The sequence below is a fragment of the Anaeromonas frigoriresistens genome (genome assembly GCF_016820655.1).
GTDB classification, from domain to species: domain Bacteria; phylum Bacillota; class Clostridia; order Tissierellales; family SIT17; genus Anaeromonas; species Anaeromonas frigoriresistens.
This window is the reverse complement of sequence record NZ_WSFT01000053.1, coordinates 253326-267028: the sequence shown is the minus strand read 5'-3', so window position 1 is coordinate 267028 and position 13703 is coordinate 253326. Positions and strand designations below refer to the sequence as shown.

The 13703-nt window shown below is 28.4% G+C and carries 14 protein-coding genes; all 14 read right to left on the bottom strand.

The window, feature by feature from the left end; translation table 11 throughout:
* Positions 1 to 8 precede the first annotated feature (8 nt).
* The 14 genes from GOQ27_RS15455 to fliM are packed head-to-tail and all read right to left on the bottom strand — an operon-like array spanning position 9 to position 13700.
* Positions 9 to 2015, bottom strand: coding sequence for a chemotaxis protein CheA (locus tag GOQ27_RS15455; RefSeq protein ID WP_203367778.1), 2007 nt, complete (start codon positions 2013 to 2015; stop codon positions 9 to 11).
* Positions 2015 to 3061, bottom strand: coding sequence for a protein-glutamate methylesterase/protein-glutamine glutaminase (locus GOQ27_RS15450; RefSeq protein WP_203367777.1), 1047 nt, complete (start codon positions 3059 to 3061; stop codon positions 2015 to 2017). The genes GOQ27_RS15455 and GOQ27_RS15450 overlap by 1 nt, the downstream gene beginning before the upstream one ends.
* 2 nt (positions 3062 to 3063) lie before the next feature.
* Positions 3064 to 3693, bottom strand: coding sequence for a flagellar brake protein (locus GOQ27_RS15445; protein WP_203367776.1), 630 nt, complete (start codon positions 3691 to 3693; stop codon positions 3064 to 3066).
* 1 nt (position 3694) lies between these two features.
* A complete protein-coding gene (locus tag GOQ27_RS15440; RefSeq protein ID WP_203367775.1) occupies positions 3695 to 4591 on the bottom strand; it encodes a MinD/ParA family protein in 897 nt (298 codons plus the stop codon).
* 1 nt (position 4592) lies between these two features.
* Entirely contained in the window at positions 4593 to 5699 is a 1107-nt protein-coding gene (gene flhF, locus GOQ27_RS15435; RefSeq protein ID WP_203367774.1) for a flagellar biosynthesis GTPase FlhF, read from the bottom strand.
* Positions 5699 to 7729, bottom strand: coding sequence for a flagellar biosynthesis protein FlhA (gene flhA / locus GOQ27_RS15430; protein ID WP_203367773.1), 2031 nt, complete (start codon positions 7727 to 7729; stop codon positions 5699 to 5701). Before flhA ends, flhF begins: the two co-directional genes overlap by 1 nt.
* A gap of 15 nt (positions 7730 to 7744) precedes the next feature.
* Positions 7745 to 8830 (bottom strand): flagellar biosynthesis protein FlhB, encoded by a 1086-nt coding sequence (gene flhB / locus GOQ27_RS15425; protein ID WP_203367772.1) that lies wholly within the window; start codon positions 8828 to 8830, stop codon positions 7745 to 7747.
* A 5-nt stretch (positions 8831 to 8835) separates the two neighbouring features.
* On the bottom strand, positions 8836 to 9618 hold the full coding sequence (fliR, locus tag GOQ27_RS15420; RefSeq protein ID WP_207751323.1) for a flagellar biosynthetic protein FliR: 783 nt from the start codon (positions 9616 to 9618) through the stop codon (positions 8836 to 8838).
* Between the two features lie 11 nt (positions 9619 to 9629).
* Positions 9630 to 9899 (bottom strand): flagellar biosynthesis protein FliQ, encoded by a 270-nt coding sequence (gene fliQ, locus GOQ27_RS15415; protein ID WP_203367771.1) that lies wholly within the window; start codon positions 9897 to 9899, stop codon positions 9630 to 9632.
* 14 nt (positions 9900 to 9913) lie between these two features.
* Positions 9914 to 10669 carry a flagellar type III secretion system pore protein FliP gene (gene fliP / locus GOQ27_RS15410; protein WP_203367770.1) on the bottom strand — a complete coding sequence of 252 codons (756 nt, stop codon included), beginning with the start codon at positions 10667 to 10669 and terminating at the stop codon, positions 9914 to 9916.
* Complete coding sequence (gene fliO, locus GOQ27_RS15405) at positions 10666 to 11172, bottom strand: flagellar biosynthetic protein FliO (RefSeq protein ID WP_203367769.1); 507 nt, start codon at positions 11170 to 11172, stop codon at positions 10666 to 10668. The genes fliP and fliO overlap by 4 nt, the downstream gene beginning before the upstream one ends.
* 16 nt (positions 11173 to 11188) lie before the next feature.
* Positions 11189 to 11551, bottom strand: coding sequence for a response regulator (locus GOQ27_RS15400; protein WP_203367768.1), 363 nt, complete (start codon positions 11549 to 11551; stop codon positions 11189 to 11191).
* A 12-nt stretch (positions 11552 to 11563) separates the two neighbouring features.
* Complete coding sequence (fliY, locus tag GOQ27_RS15395) at positions 11564 to 12712, bottom strand: flagellar motor switch phosphatase FliY (RefSeq protein WP_203367767.1); 1149 nt, start codon at positions 12710 to 12712, stop codon at positions 11564 to 11566.
* Positions 12705 to 13700, bottom strand: coding sequence for a flagellar motor switch protein FliM (gene fliM / locus GOQ27_RS15390; protein ID WP_203367766.1), 996 nt, complete (start codon positions 13698 to 13700; stop codon positions 12705 to 12707). The genes fliY and fliM overlap by 8 nt, the downstream gene beginning before the upstream one ends.
* Positions 13701 to 13703 lie beyond the last annotated feature (3 nt).

Sequence of the window (13703 nt, the reverse complement as noted above, 5' to 3'; positions counted from 1 at the left end):
AATCCTCCTTAAAATAATGAATTTACATCTAGTATTAAAGAAATGTTACCATTACCTAAAATAGTTGCACCAGCTAAGTATTTAACATTTGACAAGTACTTACCTAAAGATTTAATAACTATCTCTTGTTGACCTAATAATTCATCAACAATAAAGCCAGCCTCTTTTTCTCCTTTTTTCACAATTACTGTTATTAACTCTTTTTTATTTAAATTAGTTTTAGTATCTAATATAGAACTTAATCTAATGATTGGCAATGTTTTATTTCTATAGAGAATAACTTCTTGATTTTGTACTTTTCTTATATCCTCAGTTTTAATAGTAGTAATTTCTTTTATAGAACTTAATGGTATAGCATATATCTCATTAGATAACTTTATTAATAAAGCTTGTATTATTGCTAAAGTTAAAGGTATTCTTATTGTAAACTTAGTGTACTCTTCTTTTTTGGTTTCAACCTCTACTATACCACCAATTGAATTTATTTTTGATTTAACAACATCAAGTCCTACCCCTCTCCCTGAAATATCTGTTATCTCATCAGCTGTACTAAATCCAGGCATGAATAGTAATTCTGGTACTTCTTTATCATCCATTTGATTAGCTTGTTCCTCAGTAATGACATTATTTTCTATAGCTTTCTGTTTAACTTTATCTATATTTATCCCTGAACCATTGTCTTGCACTTCAATTACAACATTATTACCATCAGGATAAGCTTTTAAGAATACCGTACCCTCAGCTTCTTTTCCAAGTAACTTTCTCTTATCTGGTGTTTCTATTCCGTGATCAATTGAATTTCTAATTAAATGTATCAATGGATCTCCAATCTCATCAATTACAGTTCTATCTACCTCTGTATCTTCCCCCGACATTTTCAAGTTAATATCTTTTCCTAACTCTTTAGATAAATCTCTAACCATTCTTGGAAATCTATTAAATACTCTCTCTATTGGGACCATTCTTACCTTCATTACAGCATCATGTAAATTTGTTGTGATTCTTTCTAAATATTCAGTAGCCTCATTCATGCTTTGTTTGCTATTATTATCCCCTATATCTTCCATTCGAGTTTTTATTATTATTAATTCACTTACTAAATTCATTAAATTATCTAGCCGTTCTATATCAACCCTTACAGTTTTACCAACTTTATTATTTACTGTTTTTTTCTTTTTTTCAATTTTATCAGCACTCACTTCTTTAAACTCTTCTAAATTATCTTTTTTAATTGTTTTTTCTTTATAATCTTGATCATAATCTGCATTAATACTGGATTCTTCAAGTTCTTCAATAAGTATGCTTTTAATTTCAGATATTTGGGTCAATTCTTTATTAATTTCTTCAACAGAATTTTCAGTAATTATTAGAACTTCAAATTTATTATCAAAATTCTCATCTTCAATATCTTCTGTAGAAGGTTCAGATTTAATTATTTCAGAATATTCTTCTAGTGTATTAAACACAATAAACGCTCTAGCGGCTTTAAGCATACACTTTTCATCTATTTCTACTGTTATTCTATATCCCTTCATGTTTTTTTTCATTGCTTCTTTTAATATATTAAGTATGTAATAGTCAATATTTTTTACTCCTGTATCGCTTGTATAATCAGCAATAATTAACTTATCATTATCATTAAGTATGCTATTTAATTTTACAATTAAATTAGAAACTTCAATTTCACCTTCATTTGATTGCTCAGCGACATTTTTTGTATATTGCTCAAGTTTATCGAAGCATTCAAATAAAATATCAATAATATCAGTATTGATTGATATTTTATCACTTCTTAATTCTTGTAATAAATTCTCCATTTCATGAGTTAAACTTGCCATTTTTTCATAACCCATAGTTGCAGACATGCCTTTTATAGTATGAGATACTCTAAAAATTTCATTTAATAATTCTGTATTTTCAGGTTCATTTTCTAATTTCAATAAACATTCATTCATACTTTGTAAGTGCTCATTCGATTCTTCAATAAATATATCTATATATTGATTGATTTCCATTACAATCCCCCCAATTTATTATAAATTTCACTTATTATATCTTCAAGGGGCAACTGCACATCTACTGCACCTATATTATATGCAGATTTTGGCATCCCATAGACTATGCAAGATTCTTCATTTTGACCTATAGAATATCCCCCTGATTTTACTAAATTTTTTAATCCTAAAGCACCATCTGAACCCATTCCTGTTAATATTACTCCAATTTTATTAATATTTTCTAGATTAGAGATTGAATTCATTAACACATCCACTGAAGGTTTATGTCCATTTACATTTATACCATCATCTAATATAATTTTGATATTATTATTGTGATTGACTAGTTTTAAATGCTTGTCCCCTGGTGCAATATAACAATATCCATTTCTGACTATCTCATCATTCTCAGCTTCTTTTACGATTACATGGGACATCCTATTAAGTCTGTCTGCTAATGATTTGGTAAACCCCGGGGGCATATGTTGTACAACTACAAAAGATCCATCTACATCTTCTGAAATTTGAGGAATTATCTCTTGTAAAGCTCTCGGGCCACCAGTGGAAGATCCTATTCCTATAATATTCTTAACTTGTTTATTCTTAACTATTTTATGTGCTTTTTCCTTGAAGACAATTTTTTCAGTATTGGTGATAAAAATTGTCTTAGTATTAATTGCTCCTTTAATTTTGCTTATAATTTCATTTTTTTTCTCATCATTATTAACTTTAAATATACTACTAGGCTTTGTAATAAAATCTATTGCTCCTATTTCTAATGCTTTTAATGTTAATTCAGCCCCATCTCTTGTAAGACTGCTTAGCATCAATACTGGTATATCGATATTATTTTTTTTGAGTTCTTTTAAAGTTTCAATTCCATTCATTATAGGCATCTCTATATCAAGTGTAAGAATATCTACATGTATATATTTTAATTTTTCAAGAGCTTCTTTTCCATTTCTAGCTGTATCAATAACTGTTAATTCACTATCTTGGTTCACTATGTCTGATATTATTTTTCTCATAAAAGCTGAGTCATCAACAATAAATACTTTTTTCATAATTAATTCAACCCTTTTTTTCTTAGCTTTCTTTGCTCTTCAAATATGTATTTTACAATGATATCTCTAGATTCTTTATCTAAATTATTATAGCATATTCCATAAATATTATTGTTAATTTCATCATAATCTTCTACTCTTACAACTTCTCCAGTTGTCTTTATATTTTTATCATTTAATGAAAATTCAAGAAAAAGATTATCTCCTAGATTAAAAGTTCTTTTAGTTACAATTTTGAGGCCTTTACCACTTATATCTTCTGTAAAAACTTTTATTATATCATTATTGTCCAATGTAATAGATACATCCAAAATTTTTTTCAATCTAAAATATTCTCTTTCTTGTAGTTTAACAGTATCATTAATTTTCTTAATATGAAGCTTATATAAGTTTTCTCTATCAACATTTTCTACAACACCATTAAACCAATATCTAGCTTTATCCTTTAGAGTAAACATTATTTTAAGTTCAGTTCCTATTAAAATATTAACAAGTTTCCCATATTTAATAGGCCCTAATATTATCAATTTGTCTTTATTTATAATATCTGATACTTGACTTACATATCCCTGATTTCCAATATATATTTCAATCTTATTTCCTAACTCAAGATTAGGTGTTGTTTTATTCATACTAGTCACCACCTCTATTTACTAAATTTTTGATATTGCTTAAAAAACCTCTTAGCCCATTATGTGTAGCAACATTTTCTTTATCAATTAAACGAAGAGCTATGGTGTTAATCATCCTACTTATAGGTGATTTTGAATCTGATAATACAAAAGGCAATTGATTTTTAACAGAGTTTGTTACTAATTTTGATTCATATATATAACCCAAATTCTCTAATTCTAGATTTAAGAATTTTATAGTAGCTCTATTAAGTTTATTGTAAACTTCAATAGACTCTCTTTCATTTTGAACTCTATTAACTACTAATTTTACATTATCTTTTTTAACGTGGTTATTAATAACTTTGAGCATAGCATAGCCATCTGTTAGGGATGTGGGTTCTGGAGTTGTAACTAAAATTATTTCATCTGAGGAGCTTACAAAATTAATTACAGCTTTAGAAACTCCTGCACCAGTATCTATTATAATGAAGTCCATAGACTCTTCTAACTTCATTAATTGATTAGTTAGTATTTCTAGTTCATTAGTCTCCATGTGCATTATATCTTCAAGTCCTGAGCCCCCTGGAATAATTTTCAATCCATAAGGTCCATTTTCCATTATATCTAATATATCTTTATTCTCTCGAATAACATCAATTAAAGAATATTTAGGCATAATACCAAGTATGACATCAATATTTGCAAAACCAATATCTGCATCTAATATAGCCACTTTATATCCTAATTTACATAAAGAAAGTGATAGATTTATTGTAAAATTAGTTTTCCCTACCCCCCCTTTACCGCTGGTAACAGTAAGTACTCGAGTATTACTAACACTCTTATTATCTATACTTTCATTATTTTTCTTTCTATTGACTATTAATTGTCTTAACTTCTCAGCTTGATCTCTCAATTTAATTTTCACCAACTATCATATCAGTAATTATTTCATTACTAAATACTTGGAGGTCTTCCGGTACATTTTGACCATTTGTAATATATGATATAGGATACTTTGAGTATAGTTTAGCATTTAAAATATTCCCTATTTTTTCAGTTTCATCTAACTTAGTAAAAATGAGCTTTAATTCTGGAATTTTACTGTAATTATCAATAATAGATTTTATTGAACTGAATTCTGTATTAATACTCAGTACTAAATATACTTCTTTATTGTTAATAATATCTATCATACTTTCTAATTCAGAAATTTTTTCATGATCTTTATGGCTTCTTCCAGCAGTATCTACTAAAATTATATCTTTATCTTTAAATTTCGACATAGGCATATAAATTTCCTCTGTATTATAAATTATTTCTAAAGGTAAGTTTAAAATTTCACTATAAGTTTTTAATTGTTCCACAGCTGCTATTCTATAGGTATCTGCAGTTATAAGACCTAACTCTTTATCTTTATTTAGAGATAAATCTGCTGCTATTTTTGCTAAAGTTGTAGTTTTACCCACTCCTGTAGTACCCACAAAAAAAACAACCTTTTTATTATTATCAATCTCTATAGGGTTAGCTTCACCTAGGGTGGAGTTTATTAATTGTTTTAATATATTAATTAGATCTTCTTCATTTTTATTTGTTATATTAAAACTACTTTTCAGCTCTTTAATGATACTTAATGCATATTCTTCTATAACACCATTATTAATTAATATATTCTTTAAATACATAAGATTCTCATCTAGATTACCATCATCTTGTATAGTTGTTGGTATTATATGAGCTTCAATTGTTTTTCTTAATTTAGTAATTTCTTTATTTAAATTGTCTATTTCATTTGTATTTCTTTTTTTTGTTGGTTTGTAATTAAAGTTAGATTTATTATTATTTGGTGAAATGTTTTCCTCTCTTGCTGCAACCACTTCTACTAGAGGTTTTTTAAAGAGTCCTAGTAATCCCTTAGTTTTAATTTTTCTAGTATGTAGAATTACAGCATCTTCTCCTAATTCCTTTTTTAACTTTAACATTGCTTCATGGTTAGTTCTTCCTATATATCGTTTAATATTCATTATAGTTTCACCATCCCTAGAGATTTTATCTCAATAGTAGGATCTATTTCATTATATGATAGTACAATAAAATCACTAGTAATTTGTTCTGTTAACCTTTTGAAATATAATCTTACAATAGGAGCTGTTAATATTATAGGTTGCTCGCCTATAGAAGTAAGCTTTTGAACATTCTTTGATAAACTATTAAGTATTTGCTGTACTAATGTTGGTTCTAATGATAAGTATGATCCTGTATTTGTTTGATTTATAGAATCCATTATTAATTGTTCTAATTCTGAATCCAGTGTAACCACCTTAAGCATATTACTTTCCACATATTTTTTTGTAATATATCGTGAAAGTCTTTGCCTTACATATTCTGTAAGCATGTCTGTATCTTTTGTAACAGCACCATAATCAGCCAAGGTTTCTAAAATAGTTACCATATCTCTTATGGATAGTTGCTCCTTTAATAAATTAGATAATACTTTTTGTATTTCTCCAATTGTCATTACACTAGGTATAACCTCATCTACTAATGCTGGATGCTCTTCTTTTATATTATCAATAAGCACTTTTACATCTTGTCTACCTAATAACTCATCAATATTTCTTTTTATTACTTCAGTTAAATGAGTTGAGATCACTGAAGGTGGATCAACTACAGTGTAACCAAATATTTCAGCTTTCTCTCTTTGTTCCTCTGTTATCCATTTAGCTGGAAGACCAAAGGCTGGTTCTATTGTATCAACTCCATCTATTTCTCCATTGGCCGTTCCTGGATTCATAGCAAGATAATGATCAAACATAAGCTCTCCTGTAGATACTTCTACCCCTTTAATCTTAATTAAATATTGATTAGGATTAAGTTGGATATTATCCCTAAGCCTTATCATCGGAACTATAATTCCTAATTCTAAAGCAATCTGTCTTCTTATCATAACAACCCTATCTAGTAGATCTCCTCCTTGATTAGAGTCAGCTAAAGGTATAATACCATACCCAAATTCTAATTCAATATCCTCAACTTTAAGTAATGATCTCACATTTTCTGGCTTTCTTATTTCTTCCTTATCTACTTCACTATCAGTATCAACATCAACTTCTTTAGATTTTTTAATATTTTTCATCATTACAACACCTATCCATAGAAAAGTAGTTGCTAATATGAAAAATGGAACCGGAGGTAATCCTACAATACCTAGAAAATATAATACACCAGCAATCAAAAACATTACTCGTGGATGTGTAGAAAATAGTTGATTTATTATATCTGTCCCTAAATTAGAATCAGATGCAGCTCTAGTTACTACTATACCAGTAGCTGTTGATATCATTAAGGCTGGAATTTGACTAACTAATCCATCTCCCACTGTTAAAGTTGTAAACTTAGCTAAAGATTCAACTAATGTTAAGTCTAGCGTTAACATACCTATGGCAAAGCCTGCAACTATATTTAAGACAGTAATTATTATACCTGCTATAGCGTCACCTTTGACAAATTTACTGGCTCCATCCATAGAACCATAAAAGTCTGCCTCCCTTTGAATAAAACTTCTTCTTTCTCTAGCTTCAATATCTGTAATTAAACCAGAATTCAAATCAGCATCAATGGCCATTTGTTTTCCTGGCATAGCATCTAATGTAAATCTGGCAGCTACCTCTGCTACTCTTTCTGAACCTTTTGTTATAACAAGAAATTGAATTATTACAATAATTAAGAATATAATAAAACCTACTACTGGATTTCCTTGTATAACAAATCCTCCAAATGTCTCTATAACACTTCCAGCATCACCTTTTGAAAGTATCATTCTCGTGCTAGATATATTTAGTGATAATCGAAACATCGTAGTTATAAGTAGTAAAGAAGGAAATATGGAAAAACTTAGTGCATTATCAATATACATTGAAAGTAATAATATCAATAATGCTAAGGAAATATTTAAACTTAATAGTATATCTAAAATATTTTCATTTACAGGTATTATTATAATTATTATAATTGCTATTATACCAATAGCTACAACTATATCTCCGAACTTCATCTTTATCTCCTTTCATTATGTATTCAAACTAAATACATAGGCTAATACTTCAGCCACAGCCTGATACATTTTTTCTGGTATAACATCTCCTACCTCACAAGAACTGTAAAGTGATCTTGCTAATAATTTATTTTCTACTATAGTAACATTTGAATCCTTTGCTACTTCTTTAATTTTTTGAGCTATTAAATCCTGTCCTTTAGCCACTATGTAAGGAGCTTCATATTTGTCTTTATTATATTTTATTGCCACTGCATAATGAGTAGGATTTGTAATGATAACATCTGCACTAGGCACATCTTGCATCATTCGTCTCATAGCTATTTGTCTTTGCTTTTCTTTAATTTTAGATTTTATTAATGGATCACCATCAGATTGCTTATGTTCTTGTTTTACTTCTTGTTTAGTCATTTTTAGATTTTTTTCATGTTGCCACCATTGATACCAATAGTCAAATATAGCTAATATAAATAATATTGCCCCAGATCTTATAGCAATTCCAAAAGTTAATGAACCAATATTTGTAGCTATTTCCTTTACAGTCATATTAAATAATTCATAAACTTTGTTTAAATTATTATAAATATATAATGATACAACATACCCTATAATAAATATTTTTACTGATGATTTTACTAGCTCTACCAAAGATTTAGTAGAAAAAATCTTTTTAAACCCTTCTAATGGATTTATTCTACTGATTTTCATGCTTAAGCTTTTAGTACTAAATAAAAAACCTACCTGAAGATAACTAATTAAAACGGCTACAATTACTACAGTTCCAATTATTGGAGCAATAATCTTAGCAGTTATAATAATCATAGTCATAAAAAATATAGATAGATTATCCACGGTATATAAACTTTTATATATAGAATGATCTGATAAAATTGATATTGTATAATTTGATAGATTATCGACCATATATTGTCCAAAAATTTTTAGTGATAAAAAAGCGAATATTAGTAAAAAAGCAGATGTTAGCTCTCTACTTTGTAAAACTTGTCCTTTTTCTCTAGATTCTTTTCTTTTCTTTGATGTGGGTTTCTCTGTTTTTTCTTCTGATGCAAAAAGTTGTAAGTCTATAATGTAATTAGTCACATAAATCAACCCTTCATAAGCAACTGTAAAAAGTTAAAAATCTCCCCAGACATATTGTCAAAAATATGTTGAAGAGCTATTAAATAAATTGGTAGTGTTATAAAAATAGTTAATATCCCTACTATTATTTTTAAAGGCATACCAACCACAAAGACATTCATCTGAGGCATAGTTCTAGCTATTATTCCTAATAATATATTTGCTAAAAAAACTGTTGCTAGTATAGGACTACTTATTTTGAATCCTATATTAAATATCTCAGAAAATACGTATATCATTTGTTTTAAAATTCCCTCGTTAATACTTATCGACCCTAGGGGTAATATAGAATATGACTTTATTATGGCTTGTAGAAACCAATGATGTCCGTCAATAGTCAAAAATATTAATAATGCTAATATATAATATAGATTACCTGTAATTGGTACTTGAGCATTATGTTGAGGATCAAATAGATTTACCATTCCAAAACCAATCTGGGTATCAATTATCTGGCCAGCGATAAATAATGATATGAAAAATAAATAAGATATGAATCCAATTATTAACCCTACACTAAGTTCTTTAATTATCAATATAACTAAATGAATTTCTGTATCAAAACTAATACCCTGCTCACTTATGGTACTAAAGGTAATAATCGATAGTAGTAAGGCAAAGGATACTTTAAATATTGAAGGTATATTAGTTCTACTAAAAATAGGTGTTATTATAAAAATCCCAGTCATTCTTATGAAAACTAGTATAAAAGTCTGATATTCTGAAAAAATGTAATCAAATAAGTCCATAATTATTCATCCTATTGAATGTATTTATTAATATTCATAAATAAGTCTTCAGTAAATTCTACAATATAAGTAAGTATCCATGGTCCAAAAACAATAAATGCAACTAAAACTGCAATTATTTTAGGTACAAAGGCTAATGTTGCTTCTTGGATCTGAGTAGTTGCTTGGAATATACTCACTAATAAACCTACTAATAAACCAAAGCCTAACATTGGTGCTGATAAAATTAAAATAGAGAACATAGCATCCTGTGCTAACTTTATTACATCCCCTTGACTCATATAATCACTCCTATCTAATTAAAACCATTAATTAATGATCTAATTATTAAATTCCACCCATCAACCATAATAAATAACAATATCTTAAATGGTAAGGAAATCATTACTGGAGGTAACATCATCATACCCATAGACATCAATGTACTTGCTACTACCATATCTATAATCAAAAATGGTATAAATAAGATGAAACTTATTTGAAAGGCTGTTTTTAATTCACTAATAATAAATGCTGGTATTAAAGCTTTAGTAGGTATGTCTTCTTTACTTAATACTTCTTCATCTACATTTGCAAGATCTATAAATAAAGCAAGGTCTTTATCCCGTGTTTGTTTATACATAAATTCCCTAACAGGGATCACAGCTTTTTCAATAGCTTCAGCCTGTCCTATTTCTTCCTCTAGATAGGGTTGCAATGCATTCTCATTAATATCGGCCCCAATAGGGGCCATAATGAAAAATGTCAAAAATAATGCTAATCCTATAAGTACTTGATTTGGTGGTGTTTGTTGTGTACCAAGAGCGTTTCGTATAAATGATAAAACAATTATTATTCTAGTAAAACTGCTCATCATTATTAGTATGGCAGGTGCTAATGTTAAAATCGTTAAAAGTAACAGTATTTCAAATCCTACAATATAATCATCAGGATTATCGCTATCTTCTATATTTACCTCTGTACCAAATAAAGAGATATCAGGATTGGCATAAACACCAGTATTAATAAAAATTAATAAAATTAATAAAATTATTATAGTCTTTCTCTTCATTTAGTTTCATCCTTTTTTCTAGCAAATACATGATTTTCTTTTAAATATTCTATTCTTTTCTTTAAACTATCTATTTTATTATAATCTAAGTCATTTAAATTATCTTTATATTCTGATTGTTTATTTTTATTGAATGATGTGAGCTTATCTTTAAGGAAGTTTTCAAATCCTGGTTTATCTTCTTGAGGATCTATTATTTTTTTAATTGTAGTCTCATCCTCAATAGTATCTATCATATTAAACCCTGAATTATTACTTCCTAATATATATATTTTATCAATAATTTTCACCATCATTATCCTTTTGTTATTACCTAAGTTTAGTATATCAATTATCTCCATATTTCTTCCATTATTCAATTTTCTACCATTAGATGCAATAAATTTAGAAGTATAATAAGCTAAGATTAATATGATAAAAAAAGAAAATATGGCAAATAAAGTTTTGAATATATCTCCTGGTATATTAGAGTCATTAGCTAACACAACGTAATTAATCAACATTTAAAGAATCCCTCATTTATCCAATTGCCTTATTAACAGCTTCGATTACTCTATCAGCTTGAAAAGGTTTAACAATAAAATCCTTAGCTCCTGCTTGAATAGCCTCTATAACCATAGCTTGTTGTCCCATGGCTGAGCACATTACTACTTTTGAATTGCCATCAATTTTTTTTATTTCTTTTACTGCTTGAATTCCATCAACTTCAGGCATTGTTATATCCATTATAACTAAATCAGGAGTTAATTCTTTAAACTTCTCAATAGCCTTAGCACCATTTTCTGCCTCACCTACTACTTCATATCCATTCTTTGTGAGAATATCCTTGATCATCATTCTCATAAAAGCTGCATCATCTACTATTAGTATTCTTTTTCCCATTTTTCTTCCTCCTTAAAGTTTCTTTAATCTTTTTGATGGATTGACTATATCCGTAATTCTTACTCCAAAGTTGTCATCAATAACAACAACTTCTCCTTTTGCAATGACCCTGCCATTAGCCATAATCTCTAAAGATTCTCCCACTAATTTATCTAACTCTATTATAGTTCCCGGACCATATTCTAATATTTCACTTATTTTCTTTGTTGTTCTTCCTAATTCTACAGTTATTTCAATAGGTATATCTTGTACTAAATCAATACTTTCATTATATATTGCCTTTTCTTTATTATCAAAATTATTAAACTCAAACTTTTTAACATTCACTGCTTGTCTAGGTTTTTCTTTTACTTTAGCCTCTTCTCTTCTGACACTATAGTTAATATCAGATACCACTTCTTCGTAGGAATCTGTATCGGAGTAATCTTCCTCCCATTCTTTATCATCTACAATATCAGTTACATCTTCATCACTATCGTTTTTAAATAGTTCACTTACTAGTTCTTTAGCGAACTCTATAGGAATTAATTGCATTATTTCACTATCTACTAAATCTCCAATAATCATTTTAAAAGATATTTTAATCAGTTCGTCTTCTGTATTAAAAATTTCTATGTCATTTATATTTTCATCAAATTTTATCTCAAAAGCCTTTGGAGGATCTATATCTATTTTTTTTGAAAAAATTTCAGATAAAGATGTGCTAGAAGAACCTACCATCTGATTCATGGCTTCACTTATTGCACTTAGATCCATTTCGCTTAATTCTCTATCAGTATTTGTTCCATCTCCACCCATCATTAAATCTGTTATAACCTTTACATCATTGGTTTTTAATATTAGGACATTGGATCCCTCTAGTCCAACTTTATAGCTTACATCTACAGCCACATATGGACTTGGATATTCTTGAGAGAGCTTTTTCATACTAGTGGTGGATACTTTTGGGGTTGTTATAAGAACTTTTTGTCCTAACAGCGTAAACAATGTAGTAGCTGCTGTACCCATACTTATATTCCCAATTTCTCCTAATGCATCAACTTCCTCTTCTGTTAACATAATATCTTTATCATCCACCTTAGTATCATCTACCTTAGTATCACCTATATCACCATTTAATAGTGCGTCTATCTCTTCTTGAGAAAGCATATTACTATTCATCTACTTCGTCACCCTCCCTTTTTACTGATGTTATTTTAACTGCTACATTATTTCCTATACTCCCTGGTTCACAAAAGAATTTTAAATTAGAACCTATTTTTATTCTTGCATTATTCCCTGCAAAATTATCTAGTTCTATTACATCTCCTTGAGCTAGTTCTAGTATTTCTTTAACATTTAAAATAGATTTTCCAACTTCTGCTTTTACTAGTACTTTTGCTGTTTTTAGTCTATTTTCTATAAGATCAACACTTTCTTCATTTCCTTTTCTCTGGGAGCTTGAAAACCATAATTTAGTGCTTAGTTTATCTAAAATGGGCTCTAATACTACATGAGGTATACAAAAGTTCAGCATTCCTTCTACTTTTCCAATTGATAAACTTAGAGTAATCAATGCAATAGTCTCGTTAGGTGAAACTATTTGAGCAAATTGTGGATTAGTTTCAATTTTTTTTAATAAAGGATTAATTTCTATTACATTTTCCCAAGCTCTAGATATTAAATTGATTGACTTGGAGATTAAATTCTTTAATAAATTTTGTTCTATTTCTGTGAAATTTCTACTTTCTTCTGTTTTTTCCCCTTTTCCACCTAGTAGTCTATCTATTATTGTAAATGCTATATTTGTTGAAATATCAATAATAACTTCTCCAGGTAATGGATTAAAATCTATAATTGATAAGAAAGCGGGATTTGCAATTGCATTACTAAATTCACTATAAGCATATTGATCAACAGTAAGAACTGACATTTTTACGGGTGCTCTTAAATAACCTGATAGAAAAGTTTGAAATAGTCTTCCAAAATTTTCATGAATAATTTCTAGAGTTCTTAATTGATCCTTTGCTATTTTTTGAGGATTTCTAAAATCATAATTCCTAACTTTTTTTTCCGAAGTTTCTTCCTTCATCTCAGAAACATCAACTTCACCTGTATTTAATGCATTCAATAATGCATCAATTTCCTTTTGGGATAATACTTCCGACAAGGT